Annotated in this window: 18 protein-coding genes; 15 read left to right on the plus strand and 3 right to left on the minus strand. The window is 69.6% G+C overall.

Annotation, left to right across the window (positions count from 1 at the left end; translation table 11 throughout):
• The 7 genes from MET9862_RS16985 to MET9862_RS17015 all read left to right on the plus strand — a co-directional run.
• Nucleotides 1-485: ABC transporter permease subunit (locus MET9862_RS16985; protein WP_438616623.1), on the plus strand; the 485-nt coding region annotated here is incomplete at its 5' end.
• Nucleotides 482-1,336 carry a branched-chain amino acid ABC transporter permease gene (locus tag MET9862_RS16990; RefSeq protein ID WP_142584095.1) on the plus strand — a complete coding sequence of 285 codons (855 nt, stop codon included), beginning with the start codon at nt 482-484 and terminating at the stop codon, nt 1,334-1,336. The genes MET9862_RS16985 and MET9862_RS16990, both read left to right, overlap by 4 nt.
• Nucleotides 1,336-2,100 (plus strand): ABC transporter ATP-binding protein, encoded by a 765-nt coding sequence (locus MET9862_RS16995; RefSeq protein ID WP_142584096.1) that lies wholly within the window; start codon nt 1,336-1,338, stop codon nt 2,098-2,100. The genes MET9862_RS16990 and MET9862_RS16995 overlap by 1 nt, the downstream gene beginning before the upstream one ends.
• Nucleotides 2,093-2,842: an ABC transporter ATP-binding protein gene (locus MET9862_RS17000; protein ID WP_142584097.1), complete on the plus strand. Its 750-nt coding sequence runs from the start codon at nt 2,093-2,095 to the stop codon at nt 2,840-2,842. The genes MET9862_RS16995 and MET9862_RS17000 overlap by 8 nt, the downstream gene beginning before the upstream one ends.
• A 109-nt stretch (nt 2,843-2,951) precedes the next feature.
• Complete coding sequence (locus MET9862_RS17005; RefSeq protein WP_185156900.1) at nt 2,952-3,818, plus strand: ABC transporter substrate-binding protein; 867 nt, start codon at nt 2,952-2,954, stop codon at nt 3,816-3,818.
• A 33-nt stretch (nt 3,819-3,851) separates the two neighbouring features.
• Nucleotides 3,852-4,976: an LLM class flavin-dependent oxidoreductase gene (locus MET9862_RS17010; protein WP_142584099.1), complete on the plus strand. Its 1,125-nt coding sequence runs from the start codon at nt 3,852-3,854 to the stop codon at nt 4,974-4,976.
• Between the two features lie 276 nt (nt 4,977-5,252).
• On the plus strand, nt 5,253-6,578 hold the full coding sequence (locus tag MET9862_RS17015; RefSeq protein WP_244612754.1) for a nucleobase:cation symporter-2 family protein: 1,326 nt from the start codon (nt 5,253-5,255) through the stop codon (nt 6,576-6,578).
• Here MET9862_RS17015 and MET9862_RS17020 read toward each other — a convergent pair.
• Nucleotides 6,526-7,173, minus strand: a complete 648-nt coding sequence (locus tag MET9862_RS17020; protein ID WP_142584101.1) for a 2-hydroxychromene-2-carboxylate isomerase — start codon at nt 7,171-7,173, stop codon at nt 6,526-6,528. The two genes, MET9862_RS17015 and MET9862_RS17020, sit on opposite strands and share 53 nt — an antisense overlap.
• 571 nt (nt 7,174-7,744) lie before the next feature.
• Here MET9862_RS17020 and MET9862_RS17025 point away from each other — a divergent pair.
• The 4 genes from MET9862_RS17025 to MET9862_RS17040 are packed head-to-tail and all read left to right on the plus strand — an operon-like array spanning nt 7,745 to nt 12,314.
• On the plus strand, nt 7,745-8,989 hold the full coding sequence (locus MET9862_RS17025) for an SfnB family sulfur acquisition oxidoreductase (protein ID WP_142584102.1): 1,245 nt from the start codon (nt 7,745-7,747) through the stop codon (nt 8,987-8,989).
• A gap of 11 nt (nt 8,990-9,000) precedes the next feature.
• Complete coding sequence (locus MET9862_RS17030; protein WP_142584103.1) at nt 9,001-10,263, plus strand: SfnB family sulfur acquisition oxidoreductase; 1,263 nt, start codon at nt 9,001-9,003, stop codon at nt 10,261-10,263.
• A 52-nt stretch (nt 10,264-10,315) separates the two neighbouring features.
• Nucleotides 10,316-11,440 carry an FMNH2-dependent alkanesulfonate monooxygenase gene (ssuD, locus tag MET9862_RS17035; protein WP_142584104.1) on the plus strand — a complete coding sequence of 375 codons (1,125 nt, stop codon included), beginning with the start codon at nt 10,316-10,318 and terminating at the stop codon, nt 11,438-11,440.
• 25 nt (nt 11,441-11,465) lie between these two features.
• The gene (locus tag MET9862_RS17040; protein WP_142584105.1) at nt 11,466-12,314 is read left to right on the plus strand and encodes an amidohydrolase family protein; all 849 of its coding nucleotides are present in this window, start codon (nt 11,466-11,468) and stop codon (nt 12,312-12,314) included.
• A 39-nt stretch (nt 12,315-12,353) separates the two neighbouring features.
• On the opposite strand, the gene MET9862_RS17045 is transcribed toward MET9862_RS17040, so the two are convergent.
• Nucleotides 12,354-13,313 carry a sulfonate ABC transporter substrate-binding protein gene (locus tag MET9862_RS17045; RefSeq protein WP_142584106.1) on the minus strand — a complete coding sequence of 320 codons (960 nt, stop codon included), beginning with the start codon at nt 13,311-13,313 and terminating at the stop codon, nt 12,354-12,356.
• 1,534 nt (nt 13,314-14,847) lie between these two features.
• Here MET9862_RS17045 and MET9862_RS17060 point away from each other — a divergent pair.
• Nucleotides 14,848-15,822, plus strand: a complete 975-nt coding sequence (locus MET9862_RS17060; RefSeq protein ID WP_438616624.1) for a sulfurtransferase — start codon at nt 14,848-14,850, stop codon at nt 15,820-15,822.
• A complete protein-coding gene (locus MET9862_RS17065) occupies nt 15,819-17,069 on the plus strand; it encodes a YeeE/YedE thiosulfate transporter family protein (protein ID WP_244612756.1) in 1,251 nt (416 codons plus the stop codon). Before MET9862_RS17060 ends, MET9862_RS17065 begins: the two co-directional genes overlap by 4 nt.
• Nucleotides 17,070-17,078: 9 nt before the next feature.
• Here MET9862_RS17065 and MET9862_RS17070 read toward each other — a convergent pair whose 3' ends face one another.
• Nucleotides 17,079-18,404 (minus strand): LLM class flavin-dependent oxidoreductase, encoded by a 1,326-nt coding sequence (locus MET9862_RS17070; protein ID WP_142584107.1) that lies wholly within the window; start codon nt 18,402-18,404, stop codon nt 17,079-17,081.
• 518 nt (nt 18,405-18,922) lie between these two features.
• Between MET9862_RS17070 and MET9862_RS17075 the strand changes: the two genes are divergently transcribed.
• Entirely contained in the window at nt 18,923-19,420 is a 498-nt protein-coding gene (locus MET9862_RS17075) for an Lrp/AsnC family transcriptional regulator (RefSeq protein ID WP_142584108.1), read from the plus strand.
• A gap of 124 nt (nt 19,421-19,544) precedes the next feature.
• Nucleotides 19,545-20,663 carry an MBL fold metallo-hydrolase gene (locus MET9862_RS17080; RefSeq protein WP_142584109.1) on the plus strand — a complete coding sequence of 373 codons (1,119 nt, stop codon included), beginning with the start codon at nt 19,545-19,547 and terminating at the stop codon, nt 20,661-20,663.
• Nucleotides 20,664-20,687 lie beyond the last annotated feature (24 nt).

The raw sequence follows: 20,687 nt of genomic DNA on the forward strand, positions 1-20,687 counted from the left end.
TCTGGGGCGTCCGCGTCCAGGGCCTGCAGGTCGTGGCGCTCGCCGTTGCCCTCGTCCTCGTGCTGGCGCTGGGCGCGCTGCTCCGGCTCACGAATTTCGGCCGGGTGATCCGCACGGTGGCGTTCAGTGAGACGGTCGCCCGGCTCGTGGGCGCGCCGGTCGGGCGCGTCCGGGTCGCGACCTTCTTCGTCTCCGGCGCGCTGGCGGGCGGGGCCGGTGTGCTCTGGTCGCTCCTGTTCCAGTCGGTCTCGCCGTTCATGGGCGAGACCGTCCTGCTCAAGGGTCTGACCGTGCTGATCCTCGGCGGCCTCGGCAACGTGGCCGGCGCGCTGGCCGGCGGCCTCCTCCTCGGCCTCGTCGAGGTCGGCAGCGTCGTGGCGGTCGGGGCGGGCTACCGCGACGCGGTCGGGTTCGGCCTGGTCCTGCTCATCCTCCTCACGCGGCCGACCGGGCTCTTCTCCAGCCGCGAGGCCAAGCGCGCATGATCGACCTCTACTACGCCTACGAGAACGTCATCGATCTCTGCCTGCTGAACGCCGTCCTCGCCTTCGCCTGCCTGCTCCTACTGGGCGTCAACCTGCTGTCCCTGGCGACCGGGGGGCTCATGGCGCTCGGCGCCTACCTGTCGATCTGGCTGACCATGCAGAAGGGCTGGTCTTTCGGCCCGGCACTCCTCGCCGCGACGTTGCTCGGATCGCTGGCCGCCGCCGGCCTCGGCGCGCTCGTGCTGCGCCTGCGAGGCGACTATTTCGCGATGGCGACGCTGGCCTTCACGGAGGTTGTCCGTATCCTGACGCTCAACTGGGATTCCGTGACGGGCGGCGCGCTCGGCGTGTTCGGCATCCCCAAACTTACCGAGACCTGGCAACTCGCCGCGCTCCTCCTCCTGGTCGTCTATCTGGTCTGGGCGATCCGCAATTCCGCCATCGGCGACCGGATGCGGGCCGTCGCCGAGGACGAGCTGGCGGTGACGGCGTCGGGGCACGACGTCGCCCGGCTGAAACGCGCCCTGTTCACGGCCTCGGGGGCGATCGCGGGCCTCGGGGGGGCGCTCGCCGCGCATCTCAACATGTTCGTGGCGCCCGGCGATTTCGGCTTCCTGCGCTCGATGGACGCCGTGCTCGCGCCGGTGCTCGGGGGCGTCTGGAACCTCTTCGGCGCCGCGATCGGCGCCGCGATCCTCACGCTCCTGCCCGAGTTGCTGCGCTTCTCCGCGCAGTGGCGCGAGATCCTGATCGGCGCCGTGACGCTGCTCGCGGTCCTCTTCCTGCCGACCGGGGTCGCCTCGCTTCCGCGCCGTCTGCTGCGCGGAGCGCATCCAGGGAGGATTGCCTGATGTCCGCGCTCCTCGAGATCCGGCGCGTCGCACGGCAGTTCGGCGGAGTCGCCGCCCTCGCGGACGTGTCGTTCCGCGTGAGCGCGGGATCCGTCGTCGGCGTGATCGGTCCCAATGGCTCAGGCAAGACGACCCTGATGAACATCGTCAGCGGCGTCGATGCCCCGAGCGCGGGCGTCGTCCTGTTCGACGAGGATCCCGTCCAGGGCCGGGCCGCCCACGCGCTCACGCGGCTCGGAATTGCTCGGACCTTCCAGCACATCCGCCTCGTCCCGCATCTCACGGCGGCCCAGAACGTCGCACTCGCGCTGCACGATCCCGAGGCGGGCCTCGCCGACATCCTCCTGCGTCTGCCGCGGCTGCGGCGCATCGAGCGCCAGCGGCACGAGCGGGCGGTCGCGCTCCTCGATCGGGTCTGCATCGGAGCGCGCGCGGCAAGCCCCGCGGGCGATCTGTCCTATGGCGACCGGCGGCGCGTCGAGATCGCGCGCGCGCTCGCGAGCGGGCCGCGCCTGCTCCTCCTCGACGAGCCGGCGGCCGGGATGAACCACACCGAGAAGCGTGCCTTGCGCGGCCTGATCGCCGGGCTGCGGCGCGACGGGATCACGGTCGTCCTGGTCGAGCACGACATGGATCTGGTGATGGGCGTCTGCGACGAGATCCAGGTCCTGAACCAGGGGCGCCTGATCGCCTCGGGGGCGCCGCGGGCGGTGCGGAACGATCCGCGCGTGATCGAGGCCTATCTCGGAGCCGAGGATGCTTGAGATCCAGTCGCTCTCGGCCGGCTACGGCGGGCCACCGGTCCTCAATAAGGTGTCGCTCTCACTCCATCCCGGCGAGATCGTCGCCGTCGTCGGCAGCAACGGGGCCGGAAAGACCACTCTGTTGAACACCGTCGCCGGGTTGCTGCGCCCCGTCTCGGGCCACGTTCTCCTGGACGGCCGGGTGATCGGCGGATGGGCGACGGAGCGGATCGTGCGGGCGGGCCTCTCGCTCGTGCCGGAGGGGCGGCAGGTCATCGCCCCGCTGAGCGTCGAGGAGAACCTGCTCGTCGGCGCCTATGGCCGACGCGACGGGCGGCACGCCGAGACGCTGGAGGCGATCTACGCGCGCTTCCCGCGTCTCAAAGAGCGCCGCCGCCAAATGTCGGGGCTGTTGTCGGGTGGCGAGCAGCAGATGCTGGCGATCGGCCGCGCCCTGATGGCCGGACCGCGCGTCCTGCTCCTCGACGAACCGTCGATGGGCCTCGCGCCTCTCGTGGTCTCCGAGATCTTCGCGCTGCTCAGCAACCTGAACCGCCAGGGGATCGCCGTTCTGCTCGTCGAGCAGAACGCCCGCAAGGCGCTCGCCCTGGCGAGCCGCGGCTACGTCCTCGAAGGCGGCCGCATCGTCCTGGAGGGGCGGGCGGCCGACCTCGCGGCCTCACCGGCGGTCGTCGCGGCCTATCTTGGCGCCGAGCCGCCCGCCGCGCCGCATGCCCAGCCGGACACGGAGCGCGCCGCGTGAGGGCGGACGGGACCGCACGCCTCCGGCTCCGTTCCGATCCGCGTCGCCTCGGCGCCGCCTCGACAAGACTGGCCGCCGAAGCCGGCCCCTCTCCGATCCTGGACCTTCCATGACGCTGATCGTCGGTGCGCATCCCCAGAACCCCTCCCTCTCGATCCTCGCCCGCAGGCGCGAGGCGACGGCTCGCCTGCGCGAGCGCGGCCTCGCCTTCTTCGTCTACGGGGCGGGCTCGCAGACAATTCCTCTGATCCAGGCCGGAGTCCTTCATCTGGCGGGGACGGGCGCCACACCCCCGATCCTGGCCAAGGCCGCGGGCCTCGCGACGGCGGTCTTCGCGATCGGCGAGCCGCGGCCGGAACGGGGCGGGCTTCTGGTGCCCGAGGATTCGAACATCCGCACCCTGGACGACCTGCGGGGCCGCGGGATCGGCCTGATGCCGGTCTCCTGGCACACGCAGTTCCTCGCGGCGGAACTCGCGGCGGCGGGTCTCGCCTGGCGGAACGTGCGGGCCGCCGAGATCATCCCGGCCACCGCGAGGGACGCCTTCCTGGCCGGCCATCTCGATGCCATCGTGGCGACCGACCCGCTCTATTCCGAGATCGCCGCGCGCCGGCCGGTCCGCGTGCTGGCCAAGCCCGGCGAGGCCTTTTCCAACCGCACCGTGTTCTGGGGGCCGACCGAGGTGCTGGCCAGGCGGCGCGACGCGGTCCGAGCCCTCATCGATGCGCTGATCGCCTCCGACGCGGCGACGCGTGCGGACCCGGAGGCGGCCGCCTCCCTGCTCGACGGCGTGAACGGCCACTCCGCGGCGCAGTGGCTGCCCGCCCTGACAGCCCGCCCCTGGGGCCTCGCGGCGCCGGGACCCGACTTCCTCGCCGAGCAGCAGCACCACGCCGACCTGTTCGCACGCTTCGGCCTCATCCCGCAGGTCGATATCCGGGACACGGTCGACGCGAGCCATTTCGCGGCCGCCTGAGCCGCGCAACACCTCCGCATCGGGAGAGACGTCATGGAAGTCCTCTGGTATTTGACCGGCCCCGACGGCCGCTATCCCTGGCGCGCGGACGGCGCACGCGCGCTCAACTACCCCTACTTCCAGCAGCTCGCCCGCGCCGTCGATCATCTCGGCTTCACGGGCGCCCTGCTCGCGACGGGCTCGCACGACGCCTGGATCCAGGGGGCCTCGCTGATCCCCTATACTGAGCAGTTCCAGCATCTGATCGCGGCGCATCCGCCGATGATCTCGCCGACGCTGCTCGCCAAGATGATCACCACCTTCGACCAGTTCTCGAAGGGGCGCCTGCGCGTCAACATCGTCAACGGCGATGCCAAGCTCATGGCGCAGTATGGCGTCCATCTCAGCCACGACGAGCGCTACGCCTACACGGACGAGTTCCTGACGGTGCTGACAGCCCTCTTGCGCGGCGAGACGGTGACCTTCAAGGGCCGTCACATCCACGTTGTCGATGCCGGGATCCCGGTGCCGCCGACGCAGGCCCGCGTCCCGCTCTGGTTCGGCGGCTCGTCGCCTGCCGCGCACGCGGTCGCGGCCAAGCACATCGACACCTACCTGTCTTGGGGCGAAACGCCGGAGCAGTCGGAAGCCAAGATCCGCGAGGTGCGCACCCTCGCGCGGCAATACGGGCGCGCGGACAAGATCCGCTTCGGTATCCGGCTCTACGTGATCGTGCGCGAGACCGAGGAGGCGGCCTGGGCCGCCGCGCAGGATCTCTACGACCACATGGACGAGGCCGCGATCGCGGGCGCTCAGGCCTACGTGGCGGGCATCGACTCGGTCGGTCAGCAGAGGATGTCGGCCTTGCACGGCGGTCACAAGCCGAAGGATCTGCGTGACCTTGAGATCGCCCCGAACCTCTGGTCCGGGATCGGCCTCGTCCGGCATGGGCCGGGGACTGCGCTCGTCGGCAGCGCCGAGCAGGTGCTCGCCCGGATCCAGGACTACCGCGACGCCGGGAACGACGTCCTGATCGTCTCCGGCATGCCGCTTCTCGAGGAGGCGTACTGCTTCTCCGAACTCGTCCTCCCGCATCTTGACGTCGACCGTCAGGCCGCTGCGGGCGTGACCTCCGCCTTCACCAAGGACCGGGACGCGGCGTGGCGGAGATCCGCGTGACAGCCCGTCGCCGAGAGGCCGCCGGAGCCGCTTGATAGGCGTTGAGATGGGGATCGGAGAATGACGACGGCCGTGCCGGCACAGCCCCTCGACGGGTTTCATCAGGACTTGGACCGCGTGGCGCCACCCGATGAGCCTTGCCCGGGCGTCGGACGGCGCATGCCGGACGATGAGCGCAACCCCGGGCAGGACGCGAGCCGGACGAGGCCGGACAGCGTCGACGCCGTGCTACCTGGCCCCCGCATGCTGTTGCTGGGGCTCCAGCATGTCTTGGTCATGTATGCGAACGCAATCGCCGTTCCTCTGATCATCGGCGGCGCGCTCAAGCTGCCGAAGGATCAGATCGCCTTCCTGATCAACGCCGACCTGTTCGCCTGCGGGATCGCGACCCTGATCCAGACGATCGGCGTTGGCCCGTTCGGGATCCGGCTGCCCGTCATCATGGGCGTCACCGCCGTTGCGATCCAGCCGATGCTGGCCATGGCGGCGATGCCGGGCGTCGGCCTCGAGGGAATCTACGGAGCCGTTATCGTCGGAGGCCTGTACGGGCTCCTGATCGTCCCCTTCGTCGGTCGCGTCATGCGCTTCTTCCCGCCCGTGGTCACCGGTACGATCCTGACGATGATCGGGATCGCCCTGACCCGGGTCGCCGTCGGCTGGGCGGGAGGCGGTGCCGGCACGGCAGAGTTCGGAGCGCCCGGGACGCTCGCGGTCTCCGCCGGCGTTCTGGCCGCGGTTCTGATCCTGGCACGCTTTGCGCCCGGGTTCCTCGCCAACATCGCGGTGCTGCTCGGAATCGGGCTCGGCTACGCAGCCACCTTCGCGCTCGGTTGGACCAGCTTCGAGGGCCTCGGGGCTGAACCCTGGCTGCGGGTCGTCCTGCCGCTGCAGTTCGGGACGCCCACCTTCCACCTCGTCCCCGGCCTGATCATGTGCTTGGTGATGACGGTCGTCTTCATCGAGGCGACGGGCATGTTCCTCGCGCTCTCGGTGATGACCAGGCGGCCGGTCGGACACGAGGACATCCGGCGCGGCCTGCGCGCCGACGCGCTCGGCACGCTGATCGGCGGCGTGTTCAACACGTTCCCGTACCTGTCCTACTCGCAGAACGTCGGTCTCGTCGGCCTCACCGGCGTCCACAGCCGCTGGGTCTGCGCCAGCGCTGGAGGCATCATGCTCCTGCTCGGGCTGGTGCCGAAAATCGCGTTCGTGGCGGCCTCGATCCCCCAGGCGGTCCTGGGCGGAGCCGCGCTGGTGATGTTCGGCATGGTCGCGGCCACCGGCATCCGCATCCTGGCTCAGATCGACTACGCGCGGCCGGGCAACCGGGATGCCCTCGTGATCGCGGTCTCCCTCGGCGTCGGTCTGATCCCGATCGTTCAGCCGCTCTTCTTCCGAGCGATGCCCGAGGCCCTCCAGCCGATCCTGAAGGATCCGATCCTGCTCACGGCCATCGCGGCGATCGCCCTCAACGCCCTGCTCGGGACGGATGCACCGGGCGCAGGACACCCGATGCCCGAGACCGCCGGAGAGTCAGACCCAGCCGGCATCAGGCGGGAGCGCAGAGGTCCGGAAGCGGGATCGGTTCGGCAGGAGCGATAATCGCGGCCTCAAGCAGGTCCAGCCGATCCTGGCCCCAGAACGGCTCCGCGCGATAGAAGTAGAACGGCGCGCCGAAGAGTTGGCGCCCGATGGCCTCCCGCGTCAGATCGGCTTCGCGATCGTGCAGAGCCTGCTCGTCGGCGCGCTCCAGCAGACGCGCGCCGTCGAGCCCGTTGGCCTCCGCGAGGCGTCGGATGGTGTCCGCGTCGGCGATGTCGAGTTCGTCCGCCCAGACCGCCTTCAGCCCGGCATGGACGTAGCCCGCGACATCCGAGCCTTCGTCCAAGGCTGCGAGAAGGACGCGGTGGGCCAGCGACGGATCGGCCGGATAGAACTTCGGGTCAAGCACGAGCGGGATCCCGCGGATGCGGCGCCAGCGTTGCATCTCGACCAGACGGTAGGCCTGCCGCTGCAGAGGCCGTTCCTTGACCGGCTTGCCCCCACCGGCCGCAAAGACGGCGAGCAGGTCGATCGGCTTGTACACGATCTGCGCCCCGGTCCGGTCCCGGAGTTCGCCGAAGGCCAAGCTTCCGACATAGGACCACAGGGACAGGAAGCTGAAATAGTACTCGATCACAGGCTTGTCGGTGGTCATGGACGGCGGATCCGCGTGACGTGCGTCGGAGACAACTTGACGATCCTTCGGTGGGCGGACGAACCGCGTGCGCCCTGCGCGGATGACCACAGTTCTGTGCGGAAAAACGATACACGCCGTCTCCGGCAGGGTTCAAGCGCGAAACCGATCGGCCAGCAGTAACTGTCCTGCGTCGAAAATAGAGATCAAATCTCTCTCTGCCGAGAGTCGATCTGGATCTTTTTGCTACGCTGCGAATATGTTTGGAATGTTTTGCTGATCCGGTTTGTATTAACGTCGTCGCCCAAGATCCACCCGCCGCTGCGGCGCCCGTCTCTAGACATGTGATCCGTGTCGAACCGGGATGTCCGCGCCGAAGGGCCGGATCGGGAGGCCGAGAGATCGAAGACCGCAATGGATCACCCGCCCCGATCTGCCGTGTGCCGTCCGCATGCCGAGCCAAATCGCCCGGCCGCGTTGGGATGGACGCGGTGACCGCCGTTCGACGTGTTCCGGGCGCGGAGGCTGACGCCGCCATGGCTTGGCCCCCGCTCGGACGATCGGCGGCGGTCCCTATCGAGACGAGCCCGCTATGAGCATTCCGTCGGCCAAGGGCGGCCCCCACACGTCCGCAGACCGGCTCCCGTCGCCGCCCGCGCGCCCCCACCTGATCCGCACGGATGCCGAGGCGCTCGCGGTCGCCCGTGACGTCGCCGGGGTTTTCGCGGCCGGCGCCGGGGAGCGCGACCGAGAGCGCCGCCTGCCATGGGACGAGGTCGAAGCGTTCACGGCGAGCGGCCTTGGCGGCATCACCGTACCGCGATCGTATGGCGGGGCAGACGTTTCTCACGCCACGCTCGCCGAAATCTTCGCGATTCTCGCCGCCGCCGACGGCTCGGCGGGGCAGATTCCTCAGAACCAGTTCGGGGTGCTCGCACTGGTGCGGGTGGCCGCAAGCCCGGACCAGCAGGCGCGGATTTACGCCGACGTGCTCGCCGGATACCGGATCGGCAATGCGGGCCCGGCGCGCAACGGCCGAGCCATCACCGAGGTGGAGACGCGGCTCACGTCCGGACCGGAGGGCCTGCGCCTCAGCGGTTCCCGCTTCTACTCGACCGGCGCCCTCTTCGCCCACTGGATCCCGACCCGGGCGGTCGATCCGGCGGGACGCCCGGTCGTGGTCTGGGTGCGCCGCGACGCCCAGGGCGTGCGGGTGGTGGACGACTGGCAGGGCTTCGGCCAGCGCACGACGGCCAGCGGTACGGTCATCTTCGAGGACACGCCGATCGAGGAGAGCCTGACTCTCGATCTCGCACCGCTCACCGGGCGCCCTGGCCTGTTCGGGCCCGTGTCCCAGTTGGTCCAGGCGGCGATCGATGCCGGCATCGCCCGCAGCGCGGTCGAGGCCGCCCTGGACTTCCTGCGCAGCCGGGCGCGGCCCTATCCGTACACGGCCGAGACCGTCGAAGAGGATCCCCACATCATCGGCGAGGTCGGGCGGCTCGCGGTCGACCTGCACGCGGCCGAGGAGGTGCTGGCCCGCGCCGGCCGCGCGCTGGACCGGATCGCCGCGGAGCCGGTGACCGCGCAGAGCTCGGCCGAAGCCTCCGTCGCTGTGGCCGAGGCCAAGATCCTCACCACCGAGATCGCCCTGGAGGCATCCGAGCGGCTTCTCGAACTCGCGGGCTCCTCGGCGACGCGCGAAGGGTACAATCTTGGCCGCCTCTGGCGCGACGCGCGCGTCCATACCCTGCACGATCCGGTCCGCTGGAAGTACCACCTCGTCGGCAACTACGCCCTGAACGGCGCGCTGCCGGCCCGGCACCAGTGGAACTGAGGCCGCACGGCATGGAAACCGACATCGCGGCCGCCACGGCGCTCCAGCCCCACGAGAGCGCCTTCACCGAGGCCCCGGAGCCGCCGCGCCCGGTGCCGATCCTCGCCAACGACGCGGCGGCGCTGGCGGCCGCCCGGACGCTTGCGAGGGAGTTCGCCGAAAGCGCCGCCGCGCGGGACCTCAACCGGATCCTGCCCGTCGCGGAGGTCGAGCGCTTCACCGCTTCCGGCCTCTGGGCCATCACGGTGCCGCGGGAATACGGCGGCACGGGCGTGACGGCTGCGACCGTCGCGCAGGTGACCGCCATCATCGCGGCGGCCGACGGCTCGCTCGGGCAGATCCCGCAGAACCACTTCTATGCACTCGAAGTCCTGCGCAACGGCGGCACCGAGGCGCAGAAGCGGGCGCTCTACCGGCGCGTACTGGCGGGCGAGCGCTTCGGCAACGCGCTCGCCGAGATCGGCCGGCGCGACCATGTCCGCCGCACACGGCTCGTGCGCGACCCGGCCGGCTGGCATGTCGAGGGACGCAAGTACTACTGCACGGGCTCGCTCTTCGCCCATCGTATCCCCACCATGGCCAATGCTCTGGAGGACGGGCGGGAGGTCGCCTACCTCGTCTTCATCCCGCGTGATGCGCCCGGCGTCACGCTGGTGGACGACTGGGACGGCTTCGGCCAGCGCGTCACTGGCTCGGGCTCCGTGCTCTTCGACCGGGTGCGGGTCGAGCCGGACTGGGTCGTGCCCTTCCAGGCCTCGCTCGACCGGCCGACCGCGATCGGCCCCTTCGCGCAGATCCTGCATGCCGGGATCGATCTCGGCATCGGCCGGGGCGCTTTCGACGCGACCCTGCCCTTCGTGCGCGAGCGCGCCCGGCCCTGGATCGATGCCAATGTCGAGCGGGCGAGCGAGGATCCGCTGACGCTTCACGCCCTCGGCGATGTGCGCGTCCGCCTCGCCGCGGCCGACGCGCTGGTGGAGCGGGCGGGCCGCTTCGTCGACGCCGCGCAGGACGCGCCCGACGCCGACAGCGTCGCGGCGGCCTCCGTCGCAGTGGCGGAGGCGCGAGCGGCGAGCCACCGGGCGGGCCTGCTCGCCGCCAACAAGCTGCTTGAACTCGGTGGCACCTCCGCGACCGACCGCGCCGAGGCGCTCGATCGCTACTGGCGCAACGTACGCACCCACACCCTGCACGACCCCGTGCGCTGGAAGTACCACTGGATCGGCGCCTACCACCTCAGTGGCCGGCGCCCACCCCGGCACGGGGCGCTCTGACGGTGGCGGACCTGCGCGCACGCGGCCCCAGGAGCCTGCCGAGGACACAGCCATGACCTACGACGTCTTCTGGTTCCTGCCGACCTCGGGCGACACCCGCTATCTCGGCACCTCCGATAGCGGCCGGGCGCCGTCGAACGCCTATATCCGCCAGATCGCCGAGACAGCGGACCGGCTCGGCTATGACGGCCTGTTGATTCCCACTGGCGCCTCCTGCACCGACCCTTGGGTGACGGCCGCGAGCCTCGTCACGGTGACCCGGCGCATCAAGCTCCTGGTCGCGCTGCGCACCTCCATCACCGGCCCCACGCTCGGCGCGCGGCAGGCCGCGGCCCTCGACGAGGCGCTCGGCGGGCGGCTCCTCCTCAACGTCGTGCCGGGGGGCGACGCCACCGAACTCGCCGCAGACGGCGTCTTCTACGACCACGACGCGCGCTACGAGGCCGCGGACGAGTACCTCACCGTCTGGAAGCGCCTGATGGCGGGCGAGACGGTCGACTTCGCGGGGCGGCACATCCGGGTCGAGGGCGCGCGGAACTTCCACCCGGCGGTCCAGACGCCCTGGCCGCCGCTCTATTTCGGCGGCTCGTCGCCGGCCGCCCACGACCTCGCCGCCCGGCACGTGGACGCCTATCTCACCTGGGGTGAGCCGGTGGCGGCGGTGGCGGCCAAGATCGCCGACGTGCGCGAGCGCGCTGCCCGGCACGGACGCACCGTGCGCTTCGGCGTGCGGCTCCACGTCATCGTGCGCGAGACGGAGGCCGAGGCCTGGGCTGAGGCCGACCGCTTGATCAGTCGGCTGACCGACGACGACATCGCGCGCGCGCAGAAGAACTACGCCCGGATGGATTCCGTCGGCCAGGCGCGGATGGCCGCGCTGCACGAGGGCCGGCGCGATCGACTCGTGGTAGGCCCGAACCTCTGGGCCGGCGTCGGGCTGGTGCGTGGGGGCGCGGGCACCGCACTGGTGGGTTCGCCCGAACAGGTCGTCGCGCGACTCGAGGAATACGCCGCGCTCGGCGTCGAGACCTTCGTTCTCTCCGGCTACCCGCACCTGGAAGAGGCGATCCGGTTCGCCGAACTTGCCTTCCCACTGATCGCCGGCAAGGCGCCGGTGACCCTGCGGAATTCGGCCCAGACTGGCGGCGCCTTCGACGTGCGCGCCGCTGCACGCTGACAGCCGCCCTCTTCGAGAACCCGCCATGACCGTGATCGATCTGCGCTGCCGGCCGGCCTACCTGCACGATTTCTTCGGTGCAACGCCCGGTACGCCCGAGTACGAGACCGCCCGCTGGCTCAACCGCCGAGTCGGCACGAAGGGTGACGACGCTCATTTCGTCCGCTCACGGACGCCGGATGGCTTCCTCGCCGAGGTGCGCGATGCGGGTCTCGCACGCGCGGTGGTGGTGGGACGGCACACGCCCACGCAGCACCTGCCCAACGATCGCATCCACGCCATCGTCTCCGGTCATCCCGAACTTGTCGGGATCGGTGCGGTGGATCCGGTGCTGCAGGGCGAGCGTGGCGCCATCGAGGAGATTGAGCGCGCGGTCGACCCCCTCGGTTTGAAGGGCATCGACATCGAGCGGGGTTTTGGGGACCCGCCCCGCCACCCCGACGACCGGATCTACTGGCCGATCTACGAACGGCTGCAGGACCTCGGCGTGCCGCTCTTCCTGATGAGTGGCCCGACCACGCCCGATCCGCGCTTCAACGATCCCTCGGGTGTCGCCGTGGTGGCCGCAGCCTTCCCGCGGCTGCAGATTGCGGCATTCCACGGCTACTGGCCGCGGGTGCAGGAGATTATCGGCGTGGCCTTCCGCTACGAGAACGTGCACTTGATTCCGGACATGTACTTCTTCCAGCCGGGGCAGGAGGCGTATCGCGCCGCCGCGAACAGCGTCCTGGCCGACCAGTTCCTGTTCGGGTCGTCCTATCCGTTCCGGCCGATCCGCCAGTCGATCGACGACTACGCGGCCTCGGGCCTGCGCGACGATGTGCTGGAACGCGTGTTCCACAGAAACGCCGAACGGCTGCTGCGCCTGTCCTGATCCGGCAGCAGGCCGGATCGGCGCAGCGCTGCAGGGAGATCAGGTCCGCGGCGGCGTCCAGACCGCGTCGCGGACGTTGATGGCGCGCGGGAGCAGGCCGAGACGGTGGAAGCGGTCGGCCGTTGCCTGCTGCCCGGTCAGGATCGCGTCAGAAAGCGGGCGCACGCCGAACTGCGTGCGGTCGGCCGCAACCTTCTGGATCTCGTAGGGGATGCCGGTCACCGAGGCGAGTGCCTGCGCCACCTGGTCCCGATGCCCCTCTGCCCAGGCAGCGGATTCGGCAAGACCTGCCAGAGCGCTTGCAACAACGCCGGGATGCGTGTCCGCGAAGGTCCGGTTGGCGAGGAAGTATGCGGAGACGTCGAGTGTCTGGCCGGAAGTTGTCAGGACCCGCGTCCGGCTCCTGGCTTGGGCCACCGCAAAGTAGGGATCCCAGATCGACCAAGCGTCCACACTGTCGTTGGCAAAGGCCGAGCCGGCATCGGCCGGCGTCAGGTAGGCGGGTGTAATGTCGGAGAAGGCTAGGCCCGCCTTCTCCAGAGCAGCGACGAGAAGGTTGTGGGCGCTGGTGCCGCGGGCGACTGCAACCCGGCGGCCCTTCAGATCCGCCACCGAGCGGATCGGCGACCCCTCCTTGACGAGGATTGCCTCTCCGTCGCCGGAGGGCGCTGCGGCGCTGACATAGACGAGGTTGCCGCCGGCCGCCTGCGAGAAGATCGGCGGCGCGTCGCCCGTATAGCCGAAATCGATGCTGCCCGCGTTGAGAGCCTCGAGGAGCGGCGGGCCGGCCTGGAACTCGACCCACTGCACTTTCGTACCCTGCGCGTTCAGGCGCTTCTCAATCACGCCCTGTTGCCGGGCGACGACGATAAGGCCGATCTTCTGGTAGCCGATGCGGAACTCCTTCGGAGCATCTGCCGCGCGGGCATGAGCCGGAGCTACGAGGAGCGCACCCAGCATCAGGAGGAGGGTCGGGATGCGGCGTCGGGTCAGGGTCACGCGGGAGTCTCCGTCTCGAGGGTATCGGTGTCAGGGCGCGGCACCGAATGGAGGATGTGCCCGCTCACGGCCTGGGGCAGGCGGAGCAGGTTGAGGATCGGGCAGGCCCGCTCGACTGCAGCGTGAAGCGCACGGACGCTGGCCGGATCGGCTGGCGAGTCGAGGCGCACCGCGTAAGCGAGGTCCTGTGGGTGAACAGGAATGTGCTCGAATCCCTCCGTGCCGGCGCGCGTCGAAGCTTGCGCTGACCTCGACCTCCAGCGAGGAAACCGGCACATTGCGTTGTGCCGCCTGGATCAGCACCGTGTGGGCGAGGCAGGATCCGAGGACGCCGAGTTGGAGTTCGGGCGAGCCGGGACCCAGATCCTGGCCAGCGGAGTCTGGCACGCTGTCGGTGATGACGGCGTGCCGGCGGATCGCGATCCGGCGCACGCCGCTGCGGCCTTCGACCGTCGCACGGGCGGATAGAGGCACGGGCGAGACTTCGCCGCGCCGGATCCGAGCGTCACGTTCCGCGAGGACGCGCCGCTTGTCGTCGAGATAGAGATCGATGTCGCTCATTCGGCCAAACGCCCGCGCGGCCGAAGACGGTCGCTCGCCAGTTGGGAAAGTGTCGTTTTATTGCATCGAGCTCAGAATGAGCTTTCGTTTTTCGAAGACCGGTGAGGATATCGTTTCGAAGATCGGCGGATCGAAGCAGAGAGCATCTATCCTGGAGAAGTCTTCGACGCCGTCTCACGAATTGCGGACCGGTTTGACCGAGCCGCGATAGCGCTTGCGCATGAAATCCGCGACCTCGGCCGATGTCAGTCGGCTTCCGAGCCGCAGCAGGCGCGGGTCCCGTGCCAGCGCCTCTGTCGTGACGAGCACGTTCGCGGAAGGGCTGATCTCGGCGCGCTCCAGGGCCAGCGCGTCCCGGGCGGGTTCCCGGGGCGTCGAACGATCGGCCTCCGTTCCGGAACCGCCCGATGGCGGCGCTCTGACAGGAGATCATCCGTGCCGAGCCATGACCTCATCCCTGCCGGTGGGCGGGCCTGGCCATGACGCGCCTCCTCGACCGCCTCGCCGGCGCCCTCGCCCTTCCGGCCTCCTGCCCTGGAGTGTCGGCGGCCGCCGTCACGCCGCTGATCCCCTTCCGGATGCTTGACGGGGGCATGCTCGCCGCCCCGCACCTCGCGCAGCTTCCCCTGCCGGCACGCCGGGGGGGCGCCGGAGGCCTGATTCCGCAAGGAGCGGCGCACGTTCTCAGACCGAAGATAGTCCTTCATGTCGGAGGACGGTTCCGGAGACGTGCCCGTGACTGCCGCCGGAGCAAAACGGAAAGACGTTTTCTTGACGCCAAATCGCCGGGTTGGATAGTATATATCGCAATGAGATCAGTCTAATGGGCCGGAGCGCCCGGTTCTGTTCCGATTCTAATCTGCCGCTCTTGGCTCGAATTCGTTTCAAAAATCCCGCCCATCGATCGTCTTCCGAGACGGCGTCGCCCCGACGCCGGTCCGAGGCCGCGCCGACTTCCTCCGGAGCCTATCCCGTGCTGCGCAAATCCGCCCCCCTGCTCGTCCTCTTCGCGAGCGCCGTCCTGTCCCTGTCCGGGGCCGCCGCGCAGGAGCCGGCGGCGCGGCCCGCGCCGGACGGGGCCGTCCGCTTCGAGACGAGCAGCCCCCTCGTCTCCACCGAGTGGCTGGAGAAGAACCTCGACGCGAAGGGGCTGCGCATCGTCGAGGTCAGCGTCGAACCCGGCGTATTCGAGCGCGGCCACATCCCGGGCGCCCAGAACGTCGTCTGGCACACCGATCTCGTGGAGACTGTGAGCCGCGACATCGCCGGCCCGGAGAAGTTCGCCGCCCTCGTCCGCCGCCTCGGCATCGATCGGGACACGACCGTGGTGCTCTACGGCGACAACAACAACTGGTTCGCCGCTTGGGGCGCCTGGGTGCTGGCGCAGTACGGCCTCGTCGACAATGTCAAGCTCCTCGACGGCGGGCGCAAGAAGTGGGAGGCCGAGAAGCGGCCCCTCGACACCCGCAGCGCGGAGGTCGCCGCCTCGCGCTTCACGCCGCCGCCGGTCTCGCCGGCCCTGCGCGCCCGCTTCGGCGACGTGCTCGCGGTGGCCAAAAAGGAGCGCGACGAGCAGATCCTCGACATCCGCTCCCCCGACGAGTTCAGCGGCAAGATCATCGCGCCCCCCGGCGTGCAGGAACTCGCAATCCGCGCCGGGCACATCCCGGGCTCGGTCAACGTGCCCTGGGGCAAGGCGGTGAATGCGGACGGCACGATCAAGTCGCCCGCGGAGCTGAAGGCGCTCTACGCGGCGGCCGGCATCGACGGCTCGAAGCCGATCATCACCTCCTGCCGCATCGGCGAGCGCTCCAGCCATTCCTGGTTCGTGCTGAGCCGCATCCTCGGCTACCAGGTCCGCAACTACGACGGATCGTGGACGGAGTACGGCAATGCGGTCGGCGTGCCGGTAGTCAACCTCGCCGGGACGGTCTGGGGCGGCAAGTGACGGAGCACGTCGCGGAGCGGGCTCCCCCGCTCCCCCGGGATTGGGCGGCCGCCGGCCTCGCCGGACGGGCGCTCCTGCATAGAGGCCGACCTGTCGCCCTTGCCCTTGCCGTCGCCGCGGGGCTCGCCGGAGCGGCTTGGTGGCTCGCGGGCCAGCCCGGCGGTACCCGGCTCTCGCTCTCGCTCAGCTTCGGGGCGCTGTTCGGCTTCGTGCTCCAGCGCAGCCGATTCTGCTTCTACTGCCAGTGGCGCGACCTTCTGGTCCACGGCGACCCGCGCGGGATGCTTGGCATCCTGGCGGCGCTCGCTGCGGGCCTTGCCGGTTACGCGGTCGTCCTCGGCGCCTGGATGCCGGACCCCGCCGGCACACGTCTGCCGCCGGACGCGCATATCGGACCGGTCGGGCCGGTCCTCGTCCTGGCGGGCGCGGCGTTCGGCACCGGCATGGCCGTGTCAGGCTCCTGCATCAGCGCCCATCTCTACCGCCTCGGCGAAGGCTCGCCGACGGCGCCCTTCGCGCTCCTCGGCACGGGTGCCGGATTTGTTCTGGGCTTCGCCACCTGGAACCCGCTCTACCTCGCGAGCGTGTCCGAGGCGCCGGTGCTGTGGCTGCCGCGCCATCTGGGCTATGCCGGCAGTCTCGCCCTCTCGCTGGCCCTGCTCGCCGCCCTTGCCTGGCCGCTGCTGCGCCGCCTGCCCGAGCCGGCCCCGGCAGAATCCGGCCGCCATCGGCAGCCCCTGCGCGCGGTCTTCACCGGGCGCTGGCCGGTCTGGCTCGGCGGTCTTGCGGTTGGGGCGATCGGCACGCTGGCCTATCTGCGGGTCGGGCCTCTCGGCGTCACCGCCGAGATCGGCGGACGCTCCCGTCAGGCTGCGGGCGCCCTCGGCCTCCTGCCCGAGCGCCTCGAAGGGCTCGACACCTTCCGGGGCTGCGCCACGGCCGTCCGCGACGCGGTGCTGACCCCGAACGGGCTGTTCGTCGGCGGCCTCGTCCTCGCTGCCTTCGCCGCGGCCCTGGCGGCGGGGCAGTTCCGCCCGGCCTGGCCGAGCCGGGACCAGGCCGGGCGCGGCCTCCTGGGCGGCCTCCTGCTCGGCTGGGGTGCGATGACGGGACTCGGCTGCAGCGTCGGCACGCTGCTCTCGGGCATCATGGCGGGCGCCGTCTCCGGCTGGGTCTTCGGCCTCGCCATGTTCGCGGGTGCCGGCGGCACCCTGTGGCTCGGCCGGCGGACGGGGCTCGTCGCGTAGCGGCGAGGCTCAGGCGAAGAAACGGTTCGCCGGCCGCTTCAGGCCGAGATGGTCCCGCAGCGTCGTGCCCGCGTATTCGGTGCGGAACAGGCCGCGCCGCTGCAATTCCGGCACCAGCGTGTCGACCACGTCGTCGAGCCCCTGTGGCACGAAGGGGAACATCACGTTGAAGCCGTCGCAGGCGCGCGTCTCCAGCCATTCCTCCATGCGATCGGCGACCTGGGCGGGCGTGCCGACCATCTGCAGGCCACCATAGCCGCCGACCCGGCGCGCGAGGTCGCGGACCGTGGCGCCGGTCCGGCGCGCGTAGTCGACGATCTGGGCCTGACCGCTCTTGCTGGCATTCGTCTCGGGGATCTCGGGCAGAGGCGCGTCGAGGTCGAAGCCCGAGGCATCGACGCCGAGGCGCACCGAGAGGTTGGCGAGGCCGCTATCGGGATGGACGAGGTCGTCGAGGCGCGCCTTCTTGGCCCGGGCCTCGTCCTCCGTTTCGCCGAGCACCACGAAGCAGCCGGGCAGGATCTTCAGCTGCTCGGGGTCGCGCCCCGCCGCCGGCATCCGGCCCTTCACGTCGGCGTAGAAGGCCTGCGCCGCCTCGAGCGTCGAGCCGGACCCGAACACCATCTCGGCCGTCTCGGCCGCGATCTGACGCCCGGCCTCCGACGCGCCGGCCTGCACGATCACCGGCCAGCCCTGGACCGGCCGCGCGATGTTGAGCGGACCTTTGACCTTCAGGAAGTCGCCCCGGTGATCGAGGACGTGCATCCGGGCGGGGTCGAAGAACAGGCCGCTCGCCTGATCCATTTGGAAGGCGTCGTCGGCGAAGGAATCCCACAGGCCGGTCACCACGTCGAAGAACTCGCGGGCGCGGGCGTAGCGCACCGCGTGATCGAGATGCGCGTCGCGGCCGAAGTTCAGCGCCTCATCCGGGTTCCCCGAGGTGACGAGGTTCCAGCCGGCGCGGCCCTTGGAGATGTGGTCGAGCGAGGCGAACTTGCGGGCGACGTGGTAGGGCTCGTTGTAGGTGGTCGAGGCCGTCGCGATCAGGCCGATGCGCTCGGTCAGCACGGCGAGCGCCGGCAATAGGGTGAGCGGATCGAACGAGGTCACGGTGGCCGAGCGGCGCAGCGCCACCTTTGGCATGTTCATTACCGCGAGATGGTCGGCCATGAAGAAGGCGTCGAACTTCGCGGCCTCCAGGCGCCGGGCGAAATGCGCCAGGTGCTCGAAGCTGAAATTCGCGTTCGGGTAGCCGCCGGGATAGCGCCACCACGCGGTGTGGATCCCGATGGGGCGCATGAAGGCGCCGAGATGCAGGTGGCGGTCCCGGCTCATGCGTGCTGTCTCCGGTCTCTCATGGGCGCAAGTCGATCAGATCGGGCCGGCCTGCGCGTTCGACATGGGCGGTTCGCGGCGACCGCCTGAGTGCGGGATACTTCCGGGATGTCATCATGCAGCTTCGCCAGCGCGGCGGCAGCCTGGATCGCTGGGCCGTCATCGCATCGTGGCTGCGGATCAAGCGCAGGACGCTACAGGGCCGACGAAAAATTTGCCAGCGGTTCAGATGCCAGTCAACGAAATGTTCATTTCAAGAGAATCCCTGACCGGGGGTTATCGATCTCGTTTCAGCTTGCAACAGAGGAGTTTTATCTGTCTGAGCTTGATGACAATGACGGCTCCGATTTGTAAGGCCGCGCCGAATCCGCAAATCCATCTCGATTCGGCCTTGTCGCTTGGAGGATTTATTCTCTATACCGAGCCATGCGTTTTGGCATTCGTTGGCGTCACATCCGGGCGGCGACCGGCATCGTTCTCGTCAAGCGGACGATGCGCTTCCTGGCACTGGAGACCTCGTGGATTCGATTGACCTGAAGATCCTGGCACTGCTTCAGACGGACGCGACGCTGTCGATCGCCGCGATCGGCGAGCGGGTGGGCCTGTCGCAGACGCCGTGCTGGAAGCGCATCCAGCGCCTGGAAGCGGATGGGGTGATCGACCGGCGGGTGGCCGTGCTCGATCCGGTCAAGCTCGGCCTCGGCCTGACGGTGTTCGTCTCCATCGAGACCGCCGACCATTCGCGCGACTGGCTGGAGCGCTTCGCCGAGACCGTCGCCTCCATGCCGGAGGTGCTGGAATTCTACCGGATGGCCGGCGACGTCGACTACATGCTGCGCGTGGTGGTGGCCGACATGCAGGCCTACGACGCCTTCTACAAACGGCTGATCGCCACGCTGCCGCTCAAGAACGTCACCTCGCGCTTCGCCATGGAGAAGGTGAAGTCAACCACCGCCCTGCCCCTGCCCGTGGCGACCTCGGCGCGGCATTCGCCGCGATTGGCTGCTGGCGCGTGAGCTGATATGGTCGTCTGCCAAAGCTTGGGGCTCGGTTTAAATTCGGATTTCCGGCCCCTGGAAGTCTACAAGATCTTATACATCGCTGCATTCATCGCCCTCTTGGTTGTAGGAGCATAGCAGGATGGTCGGTAATCTTGATCGGCGCGGCTTTCTCCGGGCCTCCGCGGGCTTCGCGGCCGGCGCAGCCGCAGGCTTCACCTGTGTCGAGGTTGCGCGTGCGGCCCCGATCGAGATTCCGACCGTCGACAGGTTGAGCCTGCGCGTGTTGATCGACTCGGCGCACGATCAGTTCCTCAAGCCGAGCACCGTCCAGGGCGTGGTGCATCAGCCGCCGGGCAGCGGACGCGGGAGCAACTACCGCAAGGTGCTCCACAACCAATGGGGCCTCTCGCTCTTCGTGGAATCGCAGCGCGCGGACGAGGCGCGGACGATCCTGCTCGACTTCGGCTACAGCCCGGACGCGCTGCTCAACAATATCGAGATTCTCAAGGTCGACCCGACCAAGGTCGACGCCCTCATCGTCAGCCACGGCCATCACGACCATTACGGCGGCCTGACGGGCTTCCTCGACCGCTACCGGAGCGCGCTCAGGCCCGACCTCAAGCTCTATGCCGGCGGCGAGGACAATTTCTGCCATCGTCTCTCCCCGAGCGGGGTGCAGGGTCAGTTCACGGATTTCGGCCAGCTCGACCGCCGCGACCTGACCGCGCAGAAGGTGACGACCGTGCTGTGCGAGGCGCCGACCGTCGTGGCCGGCCATGCCTTCACCACCGGGCAGATCAAGCGCACATCGATCGAGCGGATCCTGCCTAACACTTTCGTCGAGCGCGGCATCAAGGACGGGCTCGGCTGCGATGCGAGCCACTACTCGGCCGCCGAGCTCCAGGGCAAGATCATCCCGGACGAGCACGTCCACGAGCACGCGACCTGCTTCAACGTGAAGGACAAGGGGCTGGTGGTGATCAGCTCCTGCGGCCATGTCGGGATCGTCAACTCGGTCCTGCAGGCCCGCGCGGTCTCCGGCATCGACAAGGTGCACGCCATCGTCGGCGGCTTCCATCTCGGGCCCGCGCCGAAGGACTACCTCACGCAGGTTGTCGCGGAGGTCCGGAAGCTCGAGCCCGACGTCGTCATCCCGATGCATTGCAGCGGGCTCAATTTCGCGCTGGAGGCTCAGGCCCAGATGCCGGCCAACGTGCTCGTCCCGACGACGGGCAGCCGCCTGACTTTCGGTGCATAGCACCGACCGGTCCGCGCCGCGTCG

Origin of the sequence: Methylobacterium symbioticum, assembly GCF_902141845.1 — a bacterium.
Lineage (GTDB): Bacteria > Pseudomonadota > Alphaproteobacteria > Rhizobiales > Beijerinckiaceae > Methylobacterium > Methylobacterium symbioticum.

Coding starts and splice junctions, on each gene's coding strand:
- ssuD (WP_142584104.1), top strand. CDS start 10,316: ATGACCTACGACGTCTTCTGGTTCCTGCCGACCTCGGGCGACACCCGC.
- MET9862_RS17010 (WP_142584099.1), top strand. CDS start 3,852: ATGGAAGTCCTCTGGTATTTGACCGGCCCCGACGGCCGCTATCCCTGG.
- MET9862_RS17070 (WP_142584107.1), bottom strand. CDS start 18,404: ATGAGCCGGGACCGCCACCTGCATCTCGGCGCCTTCATGCGCCCCATC.
- MET9862_RS17080 (WP_142584109.1), top strand. CDS start 19,545: ATGGTCGGTAATCTTGATCGGCGCGGCTTTCTCCGGGCCTCCGCGGGC.
- MET9862_RS17000 (WP_142584097.1), top strand. CDS start 2,093: ATGCTTGAGATCCAGTCGCTCTCGGCCGGCTACGGCGGGCCACCGGTC.
- MET9862_RS17005 (WP_185156900.1), top strand. CDS start 2,952: ATGACGCTGATCGTCGGTGCGCATCCCCAGAACCCCTCCCTCTCGATC.
- MET9862_RS17025 (WP_142584102.1), top strand. CDS start 7,745: ATGAGCATTCCGTCGGCCAAGGGCGGCCCCCACACGTCCGCAGACCGG.
- MET9862_RS16990 (WP_142584095.1), top strand. CDS start 482: ATGATCGACCTCTACTACGCCTACGAGAACGTCATCGATCTCTGCCTG.
- MET9862_RS17030 (WP_142584103.1), top strand. CDS start 9,001: ATGGAAACCGACATCGCGGCCGCCACGGCGCTCCAGCCCCACGAGAGC.
- MET9862_RS17040 (WP_142584105.1), top strand. CDS start 11,466: ATGACCGTGATCGATCTGCGCTGCCGGCCGGCCTACCTGCACGATTTC.
- MET9862_RS17015 (WP_244612754.1), top strand. CDS start 5,253: ATGTATGCGAACGCAATCGCCGTTCCTCTGATCATCGGCGGCGCGCTC.
- MET9862_RS16995 (WP_142584096.1), top strand. CDS start 1,336: ATGTCCGCGCTCCTCGAGATCCGGCGCGTCGCACGGCAGTTCGGCGGA.
- MET9862_RS17020 (WP_142584101.1), bottom strand. CDS start 7,173: ATGACCACCGACAAGCCTGTGATCGAGTACTATTTCAGCTTCCTGTCC.